Genomic DNA, 17,935 nt, shown 5'->3' with positions numbered 1-17,935 from the left:
GCTACCGTCCACAGTTCTACTTCCGTACAACTGACGTAACTGGTGACATCTCTCTACCAGAAGGCGTAGAAATGGTAATGCCAGGTGACAACATCCAAATGCAAGTTGAGCTAATCGCTCCAATCGCAATGGACGAAGGTCTACGTTTCGCTATCCGTGAAGGTGGCCGTACAGTAGGTGCTGGTGTTGTTGCTAAGATCTTCGACTAATTCTTAGAATTGTCGCAAGCTCTGGGAAAATCTTTGAATAAGATTTGACTAAGCAATGCTAAAAAGGGCATCATTTGATGCCCTTTTTCTGCGCTACTATATATAGAGGCGCAAAATTTATGCAATGACTGCTCATTGTATGAATTTAGAAAGGATTTTAAGGGTTGAGTTGGAAAGTTATTTCTACCTGAGCCTTTGGCTAATATGTTGGTTTGACTGAAATTTAATCAGCATTAAAGGAATAAGCCCTGCAGCAGCGGGGTTGTTGTCGTCTAATTAGACTTGTCACAGGTTGGTTTTATGAAAGCAAACGCTGAAACTCCTGATAGCTCAAATGCAGCAGATATAATGAAGTGGATTGTCGCTTTTGCTCTGCTAGCCGCCGCTGTTGTGGGTAATTACCTGTATGGGGAACTCTCTGTGGTTCTTCGCGCTGCAGGTGTGGTTGTATTGATTGCTGCGGCACTTGGTGTAGCAGCTACAACAACAAAAGGTAAGGCAGCAATCACGTTCGCACGTGAAGCTCGCGTAGAAGTGCGCAAAGTGGTTTGGCCTACACGCCAAGAAACAATGCAAACTACGCTGATTGTCCTTGCAGTAAGTATTGTAATGGCGCTTGCGTTATGGGGTATCGACGGCATTATGGTCCGTCTTGTTGCGTTCATAACCGGGTTATAGAGGGTGTTAATTCATGAGTGAAGCTCCGAAAAAACGCTGGTACGTAGTTCAAGCCTTTTCTGGTTTTGAAGGACGTGTGGCTCAGTCTCTTCGCGAACATATCAAAATGCACGCAATGGAAGAGTACTTTGGCGAAGTGCTAGTACCGACTGAAGAAGTTGTGGAAATGCGCGCAGGCCAACGCCGTAAAAGCGAGCGTAAGTTCTTCCCAGGCTACGTTCTTGTTCAGATGATCATGAACGATGAGTCTTGGCACTTAGTACGCAGTGTGCCACGTGTCATGGGCTTCATTGGTGGTACCTCTGACCGTCCTGCACCTATCACTGATAAAGAAGCAGACGCTATTCTGAATCGTTTAGAGAAAGCTAGCGAAGCTCCTCGCCCAAGAACCATGTTCGAAGCGGGTGAAGTGGTACGTGTTAATGAAGGTCCATTTGCTGACTTCAACGGTACTGTTGAAGAAGTGGATTACGATAAGAGCCGCGTGAAAGTGTCGGTATCGATCTTTGGTCGTGCAACACCAGTTGAGCTTGAATTCGGTCAAGTCGATAAGCTTGATTAATACTCGATTTTAACGAGTATAAAAAATCGCCTTTTTAGGGTTGAATAGGGCGCGAATTATGCTTATAATTTCGCGCCTTTTTACAGCACTGGCTGTAGAAAGTTTTATCAAAACACGGGGAGCTTTCCACACGGATAGCGTTTGAACCCAAACTTAGGAAATATCATGGCTAAGAAAGTTGAAGCTTATATCAAACTGCAAGTTGCAGCTGGTATGGCAAACCCAAGTCCACCGGTTGGTCCTGCACTAGGTCAACACGGTGTGAACATCATGGAATTCTGTAAAGCGTTCAACGCAAAAACAGAATCTCTTGAGAAAGGTCTACCGACTCCAGTAGTTATCACTGTTTACAACGACCGTTCTTTCACGTTCGTAACTAAGACTCCACCTGCTGCAACTCTTCTTCTGAAAGCTGCTGGCATTAAGTCTGGTTCAGGTCGTCCTAACACTGAAAAAGTGGGTACAGTGACTGACGCTCAAATCCAAGAAATAGCAGAAGCTAAAGCTGCTGATATGACTGGTGCTGACATTGAAGCGATGAAACGTTCTATTGCGGGTACTGCTCGTTCAATGGGCCTAGTGGTAGAGGGTTAAGATCATGGCAAAACTTACTAAGCGTATGCGCGTTATCCGCGAAAAAGTTGACGTAACTAAAGAATACGAAATCAACGAAGCTGTAGCTCTTCTTAAAGAACTAGCAACTGCTAAATTCGTTGAGTCTGTAGACGTTGCTGTTAACCTAGGCATCGATGCTCGTAAATCTGACCAGAACGTACGTGGTGCAACTGTACTACCTCACGGTACTGGCCGCGAAATCCGCGTTGCAGTGTTCACTCAAGGTGCAAACGCTGAAGCAGCTAAAGAAGCTGGCGCAGACATCGTTGGTATGGAAGATCTAGCTGAGCTAGTTAAGAAAGGCGAAATGAACTTTGACGTAGTTGTTGCTTCTCCAGATGCAATGCGCGTTGTTGGTCAACTAGGTACAATCCTAGGTCCTCGCGGTCTTATGCCAAACCCTAAAGTTGGTACTGTAACTCCTAACGTTGCTGAAGCAGTTAAGAACGCTAAAGCTGGTCAGGTTCGTTACCGTAACGACAAAAACGGCATCATTCACACTACCATCGGTAAAGTGACTTTCGAAGCAAACCAACTACAAGAGAACCTAGAAGCTCTACTAGTTGCGCTTAAGAAAGCGAAGCCGTCTTCAGCGAAAGGTACTTTCCTGAAGAAAGTAAGCATCTCTACTACTATGGGTGCTGGTGTTGCTGTAGATCAATCTACACTAAACACTCAAGCTTAATTGCTTGCATAGGCGCAATAATTATGTATAATTTTGCGCCTATCAAATTTGTGGTTGGGGCTGAAAATCCTTAGTGAATTTAGCCTCCGTCCAAGACCGTAGGCGTTCTGTAAAGAACTTAATACTACCTACGTAGATGGTGCCAGATAGAAAGAAAGTTGAGCGTACGTTTATCTTTCTTCTGGAAAGCACCGTATGAACTCCCAAAATCGCGAAGATTTCGGGTGGTGTAAAAACAACCAGGAGTAAATCCAAGATGGCTTTAAACCTTCAAGACAAAAAAGCAATTGTTGCTGAAGTCAACGAAGCAGCCAGTGGTGCACTTTCTGCAGTTGTAGCTGACTCTCGTGGCGTTGAAGTTGGCGCAATGACTTCTCTACGTAAACAAGCGCGTGAAGCGGGCGTTTACCTGAAAGTTGTGCGTAACACTCTAGCACGCCGTGCGGTTCAGGGTACTGACTATGAGTGTCTAACTGACACTTTCACTGGTCCTACTCTAATCGCGTTCTCTAACGAGCACCCAGGTGCTGCAGCGCGTCTTTTCAAAGACTTCGCTAAAGAGAACAAAGAATTCGAGATCAAAGCTGCTGCATTTGAAGGCGCGGTTACTGATGCTGAAGTACTAGCGACACTACCAACTTACGACGAAGCAATCGCACGCCTAATGATGTGCATGAAAGAAGCTTCTGCTGGCAAGCTGGTACGTACTATCGCTGCACTACGCGACCAGAAGCAAGAAGAAGCTGCTTAATCAGCTTGCTTTTTACTGGTTGCAAAATAAACTTATTGTTGACTTAAAAGAGAATTGTTATGTCTATTACTAACGAGCAAATCCTAGACGCAGTTGCAGAAATGTCTGTAATGCAAGTTGTTGAGCTTATCGAAGCTATGGAAGAGAAATTCGGCGTATCTGCTGCAGCTGCTGTTGTAGCTGGCGGTGCTGCTGGTGGCGAAGCTGCTGCTGAGCAAACTGAATTCGACGTAATCCTAACTGCTGCTGGCGCTAACAAAGTTGCTGTTATCAAAGCAGTACGTGGCGCAACAGGTCTAGGCCTTAAAGAAGCTAAAGGTCTTGTAGACTCAGCTCCAGCACCTCTAAAAGAAGGCGTTGACAAAGCTGAAGCTGAAGCTCTTAAAGCTCAGCTAGAAGAAGCTGGTGCTTCTGTTGAAATCAAGTAATTATTACTTAATTTCTTAGCCTAACAGGCTAATGGCTGGTGGTTTATTGACCACCGGCCTTTTTGCGCTGTAGGGCGTAGATGAATTTTCCTGCTGTTTAAGCATCTACGTACCATGCAAAAAACGTTGCTCGACGCTTGAGTTAACGTCACTACAGTAAACAGTTGTTAGTCACTGCCCCATACTCCACCTTAAGTAACTAGGATGGACGGGCGGTTTGGGTCACTTATCAGCGAGCTGAGGAACCCCATGGTTTACTCTTATACCGAGAAAAAGCGCATCCGTAAGGACTTTGGTACTCGTCCACAAGTACTGGACATTCCATACCTGCTATCGATCCAGCTCGATTCGTTCGACAAATTTATCGAACAGGATCCTGAAGGACAATATGGACTTGAAGCTGCTTTTCGTTCTGTATTTCCGATTCAGAGCTACAACGGCAATTCTGAGCTGCAATACGTTAGCTACCGTCTTGGTGAGCCAGTATTTGATGTTAAAGAATGTCAAATTCGTGGCGTTACCTATTCAAAACCACTACGCGTAAAACTACGCCTAGTTATCTTTGATAGAGACGCACCGGCAGGTACTGTAAAAGACATTAAAGAACAAGAAGTCTACATGGGCGAAATTCCGCTTATGACTGACAATGGTACCTTCGTAATTAATGGTACCGAGAGGGTTATCGTATCCCAGCTGCACCGAAGCCCAGGCGTGTTCTTCGACAGCGATAAGGGTAAGACTCACTCTTCAGGTAAAGTTCTTTATAACGCACGTGTTATTCCTTACCGTGGTTCATGGCTCGACTTCGAGTTTGACCCGAAAGATAACCTATACGTACGTATTGACCGTCGTCGTAAATTACCAGCATCGATCATTCTTCGTGCACTAGGTAAGACGTCGGAAGAAATCCTCGATATCTTCTTCGAAAAAGTAAACTTCGAAGTGAAAGACCAAACTCTACTTATGGAGTTGGTACCAGAGCGTCTACGTGGTGAGACCGCTTCATTTGATATCGAAGCCAATGGCACGACTTATGTTGAGACAGGTCGTCGCGTTACAGCTCGTCATATCCGTCAACTTGAAAAAGATGGCGTTGAGTTCATTGAAGTACCTGTCGAGTACATCGTAGGTAAAGTAGCGTCTAAAGACTACATCAATGAAGCGACAGGTGAGATCATCGTTGGTGCAAACCAAGAGATCAGCCTAGAAGCTCTAGCGAACCTATCTCAAGCTGGCGTTAAGAAACTAGAAGTTCTATTTACGAACGATCTAGACCACGGTCCGTTCATGTCTGACACACTACGTGTCGACAGCACGGTAGACCGCATCTCTGCATTGGTAGAAATCTACCGCATGATGCGCCCTGGTGAGCCGCCAACAAAAGAAGCTGCAGAAGCACTATTCGAAAGCCTATTCTTCTCTGAAGAGCGTTATGACCTATCGACTGTTGGTCGTATGAAGTTTAATAGCTCTATCGGTCGTGAAGATGGCCTAGAGCAGGGTACGCTTGATGAGCAAGACATCATCGAAGTGATGAAGAAGCTTATCGCGATCCGTAACGGTATTGGTGAAGTTGATGATATCGACCACCTAGGTAACCGTCGTATCCGTTCTGTAGGTGAAATGGCTGAAAACCAATTCCGTGTTGGTCTTGTGCGTGTTGAACGTGCAGTAAAAGAGCGTTTGAGCCTAGGTGACCTTGATGCAATCATGCCTCAAGACCTAATCAATGCTAAGCCTATTTCTGCGGCAGTTAAAGAATTCTTCGGTTCTTCACAGCTATCTCAGTTTATGGACCAGAACAACCCGCTTTCAGAAGTAACGCACAAGCGTCGTATTTCTGCATTGGGTCCTGGCGGTCTAACTCGTGAGCGTGCTGGCTTCGAAGTACGTGACGTACACGTAACTCACTACGGTCGTCTATGTCCTATCGAAACACCTGAAGGTCCGAACATCGGTCTAATTAACTCTCTATCTGCGTTTGCGCGTTGTAACGAGTACGGCTTCCTAGAGACGCCATATCGTCGCGTTGTAGATGGTGTAGTAACTGACGAAGTGGATTACCTATCAGCAATCGAAGAAGGTCAATTCGTTATCGCACAGGCTAACGCTGCGCTAACTGAAGAAAGCACATTTGCTGACGAGCTAATCACTGCACGTCAAAAAGGTGAATCTGGTCTTCACCCACGCGACCATGTTAACTACATGGACGTTGCAACAAACCAAGTAGTATCTATCGCTGCATCGCTTATCCCGTTCCTAGAACACGATGATGCGAACCGTGCATTGATGGGTGCGAACATGCAACGTCAGGCTGTTCCAACACTTAAGGCTGATAAGCCTCTAGTTGGTACTGGTATCGAGCGCAATGTAGCGGTTGACTCTGGTGTTACAGCAGTAGCTAAACGTGGTGGCAGCGTTCAGTCTGTAGATGCTTCTCGTATCGTTATCAAAGTTAACGAAGACGAGTTGATCCCTGGCGAAGCCGGTATCGATATCTACAACCTGACTAAGTACACGCGTTCTAACCAGAACACTTGTATTAACCAGCGCCCAACTGTACTACCTGGTGAGCCAGTAGCACGTGGTGACGTTCTTGCTGATGGTCCTTCAACAGACCTTGGTGAACTCGCGCTTGGTCAAAACATGCGTATTGCGTTCATGCCTTGGAACGGTTACAACTTCGAAGACTCGATCTTAGTATCTGAGCGCGTAGTTCAAGAAGACCGCTTCACGACAATCCACATTCAAGAACTATCTTGTGTGGCACGTGATACTAAGCTGGGTTCTGAAGAGATCACAGCGGATATTCCAAACGTAGGTGAATCTGCTCTGTCTAAACTAGACGAGTCAGGTATCGTTTACATCGGTGCTGAAGTTAAGGGTGGTGACATCCTAGTTGGTAAAGTAACGCCGAAAGGTGAAACTCAGCTAACGCCTGAAGAGAAGCTACTACGTGCGATCTTCGGTGAGAAAGCATCTGACGTTAAAGATACTTCACTACGTGTACCTAACTCTGTTTCAGGTACCATCATTGACGTTCAAGTCTTCACTCGCGATGGCGTAGAGAAAGACAAACGTGCTCTAGAAATTGAGCAAATGCAGCTGAAAGAAGCGAAGAAAGACCTAACTGAAGAATTCCAGATTCTTGAGGGTGGCCTTCTAAACCGTGTGAAAGCTGTACTACTTCAAGGTGGTTACTCTGACGCTAAACTAGATACTATCGATCGTAAGAAGTGGCTAGAACTAACGCTAGAAGACGATGCGCTGCAATCTCAACTTGAGCAACTTGCAGAGCAGTACGACGAGCTACGTGCAGACTTTGATAAGAAGTTTGAAACTAAGCGTCGTAAGATCACTCAAGGTGATGACCTAGCGCCTGGCGTTCTTAAGATTGTTAAAGTTTACCTAGCGGTTAAACGTCGTATCCAGCCTGGTGATAAGATGGCGGGTCGTCACGGTAACAAGGGTGTTATCTCTAAGATCAACCCTGTTGAAGACATGCCTTACGATGAAAAAGGTCAGCCTGTAGACATCGTACTTAACCCACTGGGTGTACCTTCGCGTATGAACATCGGTCAGATCCTTGAGGTTCACTTAGGTCTGGCAGCGAAAGGTATCGGTGACAAGATCAACCAGATGGTGAAAGAGCAGCAAGAACTAGCGAAATTCCGCGAATTCTTGCAGAAGGTTTACGATCTAGGTGGTACTCGTCAGAACGTTGATATTGCATCACTGTCTGATGACGAAGTACGTACTTTGGTTAACAACCTACGTGGCGGTCTACCGATTGCTACACCTGTCTTTGACGGTGCGTCTGAGAAGTCTATTAAAGAACTTCTAAAACTGGGTGACCTACCAGAATCTGGTCAGCTAACTCTGTTTGACGGTCGCACTGGTGATGCGTTTGAGCGTCCTGTAACTGTTGGTTACATGTACATGCTGAAACTAAACCACCTTGTTGATGACAAGATGCACGCTCGTTCAACTGGTTCGTACAGCCTAGTAACTCAGCAACCACTTGGTGGTAAAGCTCAGTTCGGTGGTCAGCGTTTCGGTGAGATGGAAGTATGGGCACTAGAAGCATACGGTGCTGCATATACGCTTCAAGAAATGCTAACGGTTAAGTCTGATGACGTTAACGGCCGTACGAAGATGTATAAGAACATCGTCGATGGTAACCACAGCATGGAACCTGGCATGCCAGAATCGTTCAACGTATTGTTGAAAGAGATCCGCTCGCTAGGTATCAACATCGAGCTAGAAGACGAATAATCCATCTGGATTATCTGGTAGAAAAGGGGCTCGCGCTGGTTTGCTGACCAAGCGAGCACCTTTTTAAACTCCTTACAGGAGCTGATTGTGAAAGACTTATTAAACTTTCTAAAAGCACAGCATAAGACCGAAGAATTTGATGCAATCAAAATCGGTCTATCTTCACCAGACATGATTCGTTCATGGTCTTTTGGTGAAGTTAAAAAACCAGAGACAATCAACTATCGTACGTTCAAGCCTGAGCGCGATGGTCTGTTCTGTGCGCGTATTTTTGGTCCAGTTAAAGACTACGAATGTCTTTGTGGCAAATACAAGCGTCTGAAACACCGTGGTGTTATCTGTGAGAAGTGTGGCGTTGAAGTAACGCAAACTAAAGTTCGTCGTGACCGCATGGGCCACATCGATCTTGCGTCTCCTGTTGCTCACATCTGGTTCCTAAAATCGCTACCATCTCGTATCGGTTTGCTAATGGACATCCCGCTACGTGATATCGAGCGTGTTCTTTACTTCGAAATGTACGTAGTAACTGAACCAGGTATGACAGATCTAGAAAAAGGTCAGATGCTTACTGAAGAAGAGTATCTTGACCGTCTAGAAGAATGGGGTGATGAGTTCACTGCTAAGATGGGTGCAGAAGCGATCAAAGATCTGCTTGCCACTATGGACATGCACGCTGAAGCAGAGATGATGCGCGAAGAGCTTGAGTCTACAAACTCAGAAACTAAGCGTAAGAAAATCACTAAGCGTCTGAAGCTAGTTGAAGCGTTTATTCAATCAGGTAACAACCCTGAGTGGATGATCCTAACTGTGCTTCCGGTACTTCCGCCAGATCTACGTCCTCTAGTACCACTAGATGGCGGCCGTTTCGCAACGTCTGATCTGAACGACCTATACCGTCGCGTAATCAACCGTAACAACCGTTTGAAGCGTCTTCTAGAGCTAGCGGCTCCAGACATCATCGTACGTAACGAAAAGCGTATGCTGCAAGAGTCTGTTGATGCCCTTCTAGATAACGGTCGTCGCGGTCGTGCGATCACAGGTTCGAACAAGCGTCCTCTGAAATCTCTTGCTGATATGATCAAGGGTAAACAAGGTCGTTTCCGTCAGAACCTACTAGGTAAGCGTGTAGACTACTCTGGTCGTTCTGTAATCACAGTAGGTCCATACCTTCGTCTGCACCAGTGTGGTCTTCCGAAGAAGATGGCACTAGAGCTATTCAAACCATTTATCTACAGCAAGCTAGAGACTCGTGGCATGGCGACGACAATCAAAGCGGCTAAGAAGATGGTAGAGCGCGAAGAAGCGATCGTTTGGGATATCCTAGACGAAGTAATCCGCGAGCACCCAGTACTATTGAACCGTGCACCAACACTTCACCGTCTTGGTATCCAGGCGTTCGAACCAGTACTAATCGAAGGTAAAGCGATTCAGCTACACCCACTAGTGTGTGCGGCGTATAACGCGGACTTCGATGGTGACCAAATGGCGGTTCACGTGCCTCTAACTCTAGAAGCACAGCTTGAAGCTCGTACCCTGATGATGTCGACAAACAACATTCTGTCGCCAGCGTCAGGTGATCCGATCATCGTACCTTCTCAGGACGTTGTATTGGGTCTTTACTATATGACTCGTGAAAAGATTAACGTGAAAGGTGAAGGTATGTACCTTGCTGGCCCTGAAGAGGCTGAGAAGGCATACCGTACTAAGAGCGCAGAGCTACACGCTCGCGTTAAAGTACGTATCACTGAAACGGTAGTGGACGAAGATGGCAACAGCACAACAGAAACGAAGATGGTCGATACGACTATCGGTCGTGCGATGCTGTGGCAAATCGTTCCTGCAGGTCTTCCATATAGCTTGGTAAACCAAAAGCTAGGTAAGAAGCAAATCTCTAACCTACTTAACGAGGCTTACCGTAAGCTGGGTCTGAAAGATACCGTAATCTTTGCTGACCAAGTGATGTACGCTGGTTTTGCATACGCTGCACTTTCTGGTGTATCAGTTGGTATCGATGACATGGTTGTACCTCAAGCGAAGTACGACGAAATCGAATCAGCGGAAGAAGAAGTTCGCGAAATTCAAGAACAGTTCCAATCTGGTCTTGTAACTGCGGGTGAGCGCTACAACAAAGTGATCGATATTTGGGCATCGACCAACGATCGCGTAGCGAAAGCGATGATGGATAACCTTTCATCTGAAACGGTAATTAACCGTGACGGTGAAGAAGAACAGCAAGAGTCGTTTAACAGCATCTACATGATGGCTGACTCGGGCGCTCGTGGTTCTGCAGCTCAGATTCGTCAGCTAGCAGGTATGCGTGGTCTGATGGCTCGTCCAGATGGTTCAATCATCGAGACGCCAATCACTGCGAACTTTAAAGAAGGTCTAAACGTACTTCAGTACTTTATCTCAACGCACGGTGCTCGTAAGGGTCTTGCGGATACGGCACTGAAGACAGCGAACTCGGGTTACCTAACTCGTCGTCTAGTAGACGTTGCTCAGGACGTAGTTGTTCACGAGCACGACTGTGGTACGCACGAAGGTATCGACATGATGCCTCACATCGAAGGTGGTGACGTTAAAGTTGCACTTTCTGAGCTAGCGCTTGGTCGTGTTGTTGCTGAAGACGTTCTTAAGCCAGGTACTGAAGATGTTCTGATCCCACGTAACACTCTAATCGATGAGAAGTGGTGTCAGATTATGGAAGACAACTCTGTAGATAGCATGAAAGTGCGCTCAGTAGTTACCTGTGATGCGGACTTCGGTTGTTGTGCACAGTGTTACGGTCGTGACCTAGCACGTGGTCACCTAGTGAACCAAGGTGAAGCAGTGGGCGTTATCGCTGCTCAGTCTATCGGTGAGCCGGGTACACAGCTTACGATGCGTACGTTCCACATCGGTGGTGCGGCATCTACTGCTGCGGCAGAGAACAGCATCCAAGCGAAGAACACAGGTTCTGTGAAGCTTCATAATGCTAAGTTTGTAATCAACAAAGACAATAAACTGGTTATCACCTCTCGTGCGTCAGAAATGACAATTATCGATGAGTTTGGTCGTACTAAAGAGAAGCACAAACTTCCTTACGGTTCGATGCTAACTAAAGGTGACAACGATGCAGTTCAAGCTGGTGAAACAGTAGCGAACTGGGAAGCGCACACACTGCCAATCATTACTGAAGTGGCTGGTCGCATCCAATTTGTTGATATGATCGATGGTGTAACAGTATCTCGCCAAACGGATGACCTAACAGGTCTATCTTCAAGCGAAGTGACTGAAGCAGCCGCTCGCCCAGCAGCAGGTAAAGATATGCGTCCAGCTATCAAACTTGTTGATGAGGCAGGTAAAGACGTAATGATCGCTGGTACTGATATGCCTGCACTTTACTTCCTACCTGGTAAAGCGATTGTAAACATCGAAGATGGTGCTGAAGTAGGCGTGGGTGATACGTTAGCACGTATTCCTCAAAAATCTGGCGGTAACAAAGATATCACTGGTGGTCTACCTCGCGTTGCTGACCTATTTGAAGCTCGTAAACCTAAAGAGCCTGCAATTCTTGCTGAGCACTCTGGTACAGTTTCATTCGGTAAAGAAACGAAAGGTAAGCGTCGTCTGATCATCACTCGTGATGGTGGTGACAACTACGAAGAGATGATTCCTAAGCATCGTCAGCTTAACGTGTTCGAAGGTGAGCGCGTAGAGCGTGGTGACGTCATTGCTGATGGTCCAGAAACTCCGCATGACATTCTACGTCTGCGTGGTATTCACGCTGTGACTCAATACATCGCGAACGAAGTTCAAGAAGTATACCGTCTACAGGGTGTTAAGATTAACGATAAGCACATTGAGACTATCGTTCGTCAGATGCTACGTAAGTGTATAATTACTCATGCTGGTGATTCTGAGTTCCTACCTGGTGAGCAAGTTGAGTACTCTCAAGTTAAGATTGCAAACCGTGCTCTAGAAGCAGAAGGTAAAGAGCTTGTTCGCTTCGAGCGCGACCTACTAGGTATCACTAAGGCATCTCTAGCAACAGAATCGTTCATCTCTGCGGCATCGTTCCAAGAAACGACGCGCGTACTAACAGAGGCAGCGGTATCTGGTAAGCGTGATGACCTACGTGGTCTGAAAGAGAACGTTATCGTGGGTCGTCTGATCCCAGCGGGTACTGGTTTTGCGTATCACCAAGACCGTCAAGCTAAGCGTGACGAAGCTCAGGAAGGTCCATCTGCTGAACAAGCGACGGATAACCTAGCTGCGCTACTAAACGCAGGCTTCTCTTCTGACGAGTAATCGTAGAAAGAAATGAAAAAGGCGCCGAAAGGCGCCTTTTTTGTATCTGAATTTTCGATCTATTGCCATTCCTGTGTAGATAGGAATCAAGCAGAGGTTCGGCGCTCTATATTGAGTAGCCGCGTGCCTTCGTAGGGGAGACGATGGCTTCTGGTGAGGGTATTTTTAGCTAGGCTAGTTCATAGCTACCGTCATTCCTGTGTAGACAGGAATCCAGCTGTGGTTTGTCGACTCGTGCTGAGTAGACCCCTGACTTCCCAGCGGGGATGACGATGGTATAGAAAGCAAATACGCAACAGATCAGACCCACCTTTCGGGTCTGTCAAAGTCAAAGCCTATTGCTGCCTAAAAGAGCGCTTTCTACGCCCCTGGCGGAATCGCTAAACTATCGGCAATCAGCTGAATCAGCTTATCTTCTACTGCAAAGCGTAGCTCTAAGATTTCGCCAACTTTTGACATGTCCTGTTCGAAACTAGGCATCTCGTCGTCCACTTTCTTGTATTTATCGTTGAACTCAAGCAGCGGGTCTGTGGTTAGGACAATCTTAGCGTAAGCCGTATCAATCTCGTCGTTGGTCTTGAAGCCGGTAGCTTTCCACTTATCCATGACCATATCGTAGATTTTAAAATGACCTTCAGATATGTAATCGACGAGGTGGTCGCAAAACGAACCGATGTCTTTAGGAGAAGGAAGTTCGACGACGTGAGATTGAGCTTGGGAAGGTTGTAGGGAACCAAGCTTACAGTACTCTACGATAAGTGCTTGACGGGTTTCTAACCAGTGGTCGATAACCTCACTGGAACCGCCCCATTGTTCTTGTACTTGTTTGAATTTATTTAACATGACCATGTCCTCATGATCGGGACCGCAACAGGCAGTCGCTTGCTTTGTAATGACAAAGAGTTACTGAGAAATCGATTCTTATGGTACCAGAATTAGAATTTCGTTTTTCTAGCTGGTATGAATTTAGATTGCCAGTAAAATGGACGAACTGCAAGCAATGAGGATTCATGATGTTAAAAAAAAGTGAAAACCACATTCACCAAGCCTATTGGTGTGTTGTGTCAGGGAGTGAACTATGGCTTGTAGATGGCGAGGTGCCTTTAGGGTCGGCAGAGCAATTTCAACTACCCGAACAGCGAGCCGTTCAAGTAGGCGAATTTGAGTGTATCCCAGTTATGTGGCTAAACTATGCAGAGCTAGACGGCGAGCGACCACTTACTTCACTGCGCGATCTATTGCATTTGCCGCAAGCGCTTTTTTATCAATTGTCCAAAGCTGTCCAATATGGACACATGAGCCAGTCAATGCGTTTTTGTCCTCAGTGCGGCGGGCGAAATCATTTGAATCACAATCAATTGGCGATGCAGTGCCAAGATTGTCGTACTCTGCATTATCCGCGCATCTTCCCATGCATTATTGTCGCCGTACGCAAGGGCACTCAAATTTTACTGGCTCAACATAACCGTCACGTGGGTGGCATGTATACTGTAATTGCTGGGTTTCTAGAAGTTGGAGAAACCCTAGAAACCTGTGTTGCTCGTGAGGTAGAAGAAGAAACGGGTATCAAAGTGAAAAATATTCGTTACTTTGGTAGTCAGCCTTGGGCATTTCCGTCGAGTATGATGATGGCATTCTTAGCCGATTACGAGAGTGGTGAAATTCGGCCTGATTTTTCTGAGTTGAAAGATGCCCAATGGTTTGAAACTAGCCAATTACCTTTGGTTGCGCCAAAAGGTACCATTGCCAGAGCATTAATTTGTGCGACTGCAGAGCAAGCGCAATAGATAAAAAAACCCTCCGCAAGCGGAGGGGGTAAGTAAGATGTCGTTATGAGATGCTGAGTGCGATACTCAGTTGTATTATTGTAATTTTCGCTAGCAAACAAACTTTTAACATTCCTAGTGGTGGGTTGCAAATTCACCTTAAGATCGGTCATTAATAATATGATCTGGCTTGCAAAGTGACTCTTTTTTGAGCGTTAAAACAGAAGACGGGTTTGTCCTCAAATTTTGGTAAAAGAATTGTTATCTATGGCTGCACACGGTTGCCAATTAGCGTTAAACTAACGCCTTTCGAATTGGAGAAAAAAGAATGACGGAATTAAAGAACGATCGCTATCTTCGAGCGTTGTTAAAGCAACCTGTAGATTACACACCAGTCTGGATGATGCGCCAAGCAGGGCGTTACCTACCAGAGTATCGCGAAACTCGTGCTGTGGCTGGTGACTTTATGTCTTTGTGTAAGAACGCCGAGTTAGCATCTGAAGTGACGCTACAGCCGCTTCGTCGTTTCCCGCTCGACGCTGCCATTCTGTTTTCTGACATCCTGACGATTCCAGATGCAATGGGCCTAGGTTTACACTTTGAAGCGGGTGAAGGTCCTAAGTTTGAACGTCCTATTACTTGCAAAGCGGACGTTGACAAAATTGGCTTACCAGATCCGGAAGGTGAGCTGCAATATGTTATGAATGCAGTACGTCAAATTCGTAAAGATCTCAAGGGTGAAGTACCGCTTATCGGTTTCTCTGGCAGTCCTTGGACACTCGCCACATACATGGTTGAAGGGGGCAGCTCTAAAGCCTTTACTAAGATCAAAAAGATGATGTACGCAGAGCCACAAATTCTGCACGCACTATTAGATAAGTTAGCCGACAGTGTGATTGAGTACCTTAACGCGCAAATTAAAGCGGGTGCGCAATCGGTCATGGTATTTGATACATGGGGTGGCGTACTGACGCCTCGCGATTACCACTTATTTTCACTGCAGTACATGCATAAAATCGTTGATGGGTTGATTCGTGAAAACGAGGGTCGCCGCGTTCCAGTGACACTATTTACTAAAAATGGTGGCATGTGGCTTGAGCAAATTGCCGCAACAGGTTGTGATGCAGTGGGTCTAGACTGGACTATTAATATTGCGGACGCGAAAGCACGTATCGGTGACAAAGTAGCGCTGCAAGGCAACATGGACCCATCCATGCTTTATGCTCAACCGGAGCGCATTCGTGAAGAAGTGGAGACTATTCTGGAAGGGTTCGGCGATGGTGGTACAGGGCATGTGTTCAATTTAGGGCATGGTATTCACCTCGATGTGCCGCCTGAGAACGCGGGCGTGTTTGTTGAGGCGGTACACCAGTTATCTAAACCGTATCATAAGTAAATCGAGTTACTTTTTATGAAGCCGTTATCTCATGTTGATGACGGCTTTTTTGTATTTTTGATTGAGCTCGACAGAGAGTTTTGTCGATGGCGTTTGGTGTCACAACATCAATTAATGGAAACCAGAGCCTAATACCCACGATCAAAATCCACCAAATTCTGCAACTGAAACCCATCACGCCAGCGCAAGTAGTTTTCTGCAAAAATCTCGACCACCTGTTCTGGAAAACTGATAGCAGCAATGTGTGGAGTCACGGTGACATTTGGGTTGTGCCAGTACGGACATTCTTGGGAGATAGGTTCGTTAATAAAGACGTCTAAGAAAGCATGCACTAGGTGGCCTTTATCCAGAGCCCTAAGTAGAGCGTTACTGTCGACAGTTTGACCCCGGCCAACATTGAAGAACAAAGCATGTCGACAAGCTGAAAACAGCGGTTCGTTGAACAGTCCGTCCGTTGTCGGTGTATTGGGCAGAGTATTGACGATAATCTCCGCGCTCTGCAATGCCTTTTCAGCTTCATTAATGTGGAAGGTTTCAGAAAATGCGCTTTGGCGAGGAGGAATGCCAGTACGATTGATACCGATAGGGACAATGCCCAGCCCTTTGACTGTATTCGCCAGATGACTGCCAATCGCTCCAGTACCAAAAATCACCATACGCTTACCAATCAGCGATTGATAGCTGTGTGGTTGCCAATCACGTTTCTGTTGTTGCTGTTTGTAGAGCTCGAAATGACGGAAGTAATTGATAGTGTAACCCAGCACATACTCACTGATCTGCTGACCGAAAATGCCTTTTACATTGGTGAGTTTATAATCTTTACGTAGGGAATGACCAAGTAACGCATCAATCCCAGCATAGGTGGATTGAACCCACTGAAGCTGATCTGCCATATCGAGATCAGGCGCAAGTTTTGGCGGCGCTGCCAGTACGATGTTGGCTTCACTCAGTGTAGAGACCAGCTCTAAATCAGGTAACTGTTTTGCTTCGATCAGTGCGAGGTAGCGGTCGTTGTTGTCCGTCACAAGTGCTAGGCGATGCTTTTGCGTCGTCATTTCTGGCTATTCCCTATCCGTTTGGTTACACTTCCGCAAACTATATTCACTACGGCAGAGCGACCATGTTAAAGAACCCTATTCAGGTACGTATCGAAAAATTTGAGCCTTGGCAGCATATCACTTTTATGACCTGTTTGTGCGAACGTATGTACCCCAACTTCGCGATGTTTTGTGAAAGCACAGAGTTTGCTGAAGCACGCGTGTACCGCAACATCTTAGATGCGGTATGGGAGCTCTTAACGGTCAAAACCGCAAAAATCAATTTTGAGAAACAGCTCGAGAAACTAGAAGAGATCATTCCAAACTCTGATGAGTTTGACTTCTATGGTGTCTATCCTGCGATTGATGCTTGTTACGCACTCTCAACCTTGCTTCATGGCCTTTTGGACAGGGATTACCTGTTGGAATCAACGTTGAAGATCAGTCAGCAATCGGTTGTGACGGTAGCGCAATTAGAAGAAGCGCAAACTGGCATCGAAATCACCAACGATAATCAAAAAGAAAACAAAGCAGTGTGTGAAGAGTGGGACGTACAATGGGCAATCTTCCGTCCTTTACGTGACTGTACTGAGCGCGATATTGAACTGATTAAAGATTTACGAGCAGAGCTTAAAGAGCAGGGCGTGAGCAATATAGGTGTAGAAGTTTAAGTGTTATTAAAGGCCCCGAATGGGGCCTTTAATTGTAATTTATATCGCGGTATAGCTTATCTTATTGACGAACCATTCCTTTAATCCATCAGGCGTTTTCACTGCGAAGTCATCATCCACTTGTTTCTTTAAAATGGCTCGGGCCATGGGTGAATCAATGGAAATATAGCCTTTTGAGCCCCCATAAATCTCATCGGGGCCGACGATACGAAAGATCATGATGTCACCATCATCGTTTTCAATTTCTACCCACGCACCAAAAAACACCTTTCCTTCTTGTTGAGGTGAGTAATCAACGACGGTCACTTGTTCTAATCTCTTTCTAAGATAACGAACGCGACGGTCGATTTCTCGTAATCGCTTCTTGTTGTACTGATAGTCAGCGTTCTCAGAGCGATCGCCTAACGATGCTGCCCATGTCACTTTCTTCGTCACCTCTGGACGCTCTTCACGCCAGAGAAAATCGAGTTCTTTTTTCAGTTTGTCGAACCCTTCACGGGTAATTAGGTTGGTTTTCATCGCAATATCGTCATAACCGAGTTCTAGCGATTATATTGCCACGAATTCAAAAA

At 46.0% G+C, this 17,935-nt stretch carries 15 protein-coding genes; 12 read left to right on the top strand and 3 right to left on the bottom strand.

The window, feature by feature from the left end; translation table 11 throughout:
* The 9 genes from VTH8203_RS19435 to rpoC form a co-directional block, all read left to right on the top strand.
* On the top strand, nt 1–209 hold a 209-nt coding region (locus VTH8203_RS19435), incomplete at its 5' end, for an EF-Tu C-terminal domain-related protein (RefSeq protein ID WP_503169856.1).
* Between the two features lie 300 nt (nt 210–509).
* Nucleotides 510–887 carry a preprotein translocase subunit SecE gene (secE, locus tag VTH8203_RS19430; RefSeq protein WP_096995138.1) on the top strand — a complete coding sequence of 126 codons (378 nt, stop codon included), beginning with the start codon at nt 510–512 and terminating at the stop codon, nt 885–887.
* 13 nt (nt 888–900) lie between these two features.
* The gene (gene nusG, locus VTH8203_RS19425) at nt 901–1,449 is read left to right on the top strand and encodes a transcription termination/antitermination protein NusG (protein WP_031496663.1); all 549 of its coding nucleotides are present in this window, start codon (nt 901–903) and stop codon (nt 1,447–1,449) included.
* Between the two features lie 165 nt (nt 1,450–1,614).
* On the top strand, nt 1,615–2,043 hold the full coding sequence (gene rplK / locus VTH8203_RS19420) for a 50S ribosomal protein L11 (protein ID WP_096995137.1): 429 nt from the start codon (nt 1,615–1,617) through the stop codon (nt 2,041–2,043).
* A gap of 4 nt (nt 2,044–2,047) precedes the next feature.
* Nucleotides 2,048–2,749, top strand: a complete 702-nt coding sequence (gene rplA / locus VTH8203_RS19415) for a 50S ribosomal protein L1 (protein WP_096995135.1) — start codon at nt 2,048–2,050, stop codon at nt 2,747–2,749.
* A gap of 256 nt (nt 2,750–3,005) precedes the next feature.
* Complete coding sequence (rplJ, locus tag VTH8203_RS19410) at nt 3,006–3,500, top strand: 50S ribosomal protein L10 (RefSeq protein WP_096995134.1); 495 nt, start codon at nt 3,006–3,008, stop codon at nt 3,498–3,500.
* Nucleotides 3,501–3,559: 59 nt separating this feature from the next.
* A complete protein-coding gene (rplL, locus tag VTH8203_RS19405; protein WP_096995132.1) occupies nt 3,560–3,928 on the top strand; it encodes a 50S ribosomal protein L7/L12 in 369 nt (122 codons plus the stop codon).
* 249 nt (nt 3,929–4,177) lie between these two features.
* Complete coding sequence (gene rpoB, locus VTH8203_RS19400; RefSeq protein ID WP_096995131.1) at nt 4,178–8,203, top strand: DNA-directed RNA polymerase subunit beta; 4,026 nt, start codon at nt 4,178–4,180, stop codon at nt 8,201–8,203.
* An 87-nt stretch (nt 8,204–8,290) separates the two neighbouring features.
* The gene (gene rpoC, locus VTH8203_RS19395) at nt 8,291–12,493 is read left to right on the top strand and encodes a DNA-directed RNA polymerase subunit beta' (protein ID WP_096995129.1); all 4,203 of its coding nucleotides are present in this window, start codon (nt 8,291–8,293) and stop codon (nt 12,491–12,493) included.
* A 360-nt stretch (nt 12,494–12,853) separates the two neighbouring features.
* On the opposite strand, the gene rsd is transcribed toward rpoC, so the two are convergent.
* Complete coding sequence (rsd, locus tag VTH8203_RS19390) at nt 12,854–13,342, bottom strand: sigma D regulator (RefSeq protein WP_096995128.1); 489 nt, start codon at nt 13,340–13,342, stop codon at nt 12,854–12,856.
* 164 nt (nt 13,343–13,506) lie between these two features.
* Here rsd and nudC point away from each other — a divergent pair, with 164 nt between their 5' ends.
* Together nudC and hemE are read left to right on the top strand one after the other, a co-directional pair.
* The gene (nudC, locus tag VTH8203_RS19385) at nt 13,507–14,280 is read left to right on the top strand and encodes an NAD(+) diphosphatase (protein WP_096995141.1); all 774 of its coding nucleotides are present in this window, start codon (nt 13,507–13,509) and stop codon (nt 14,278–14,280) included.
* A gap of 307 nt (nt 14,281–14,587) precedes the next feature.
* Entirely contained in the window at nt 14,588–15,655 is a 1,068-nt protein-coding gene (gene hemE, locus VTH8203_RS19380; RefSeq protein ID WP_096995126.1) for a uroporphyrinogen decarboxylase, read from the top strand.
* 128 nt (nt 15,656–15,783) lie between these two features.
* Here hemE and VTH8203_RS19375 read toward each other — a convergent pair whose 3' ends face one another.
* Entirely contained in the window at nt 15,784–16,710 is a 927-nt protein-coding gene (locus tag VTH8203_RS19375) for a D-2-hydroxyacid dehydrogenase (protein ID WP_096995125.1), read from the bottom strand.
* A gap of 65 nt (nt 16,711–16,775) precedes the next feature.
* On the opposite strand from VTH8203_RS19375, the gene VTH8203_RS19370 reads away from it, so the two are divergent.
* Entirely contained in the window at nt 16,776–17,363 is a 588-nt protein-coding gene (locus tag VTH8203_RS19370) for a YjaG family protein (RefSeq protein ID WP_096995124.1), read from the top strand.
* A gap of 39 nt (nt 17,364–17,402) precedes the next feature.
* Here VTH8203_RS19370 and greB read toward each other — a convergent pair whose 3' ends face one another.
* On the bottom strand, nt 17,403–17,882 hold the full coding sequence (gene greB / locus VTH8203_RS19365) for a transcription elongation factor GreB (protein ID WP_096995122.1): 480 nt from the start codon (nt 17,880–17,882) through the stop codon (nt 17,403–17,405).
* Nucleotides 17,883–17,935: the final 53 nt, after the last annotated feature.

It is taken from the genome of Vibrio thalassae (assembly GCF_900089835.1).
Lineage (GTDB): Bacteria > Pseudomonadota > Gammaproteobacteria > Enterobacterales > Vibrionaceae > Vibrio > Vibrio thalassae.
The sequence above is the reverse complement of the archived record's forward strand: the minus strand, read 5'-3'. Positions and strand labels throughout refer to the sequence as shown.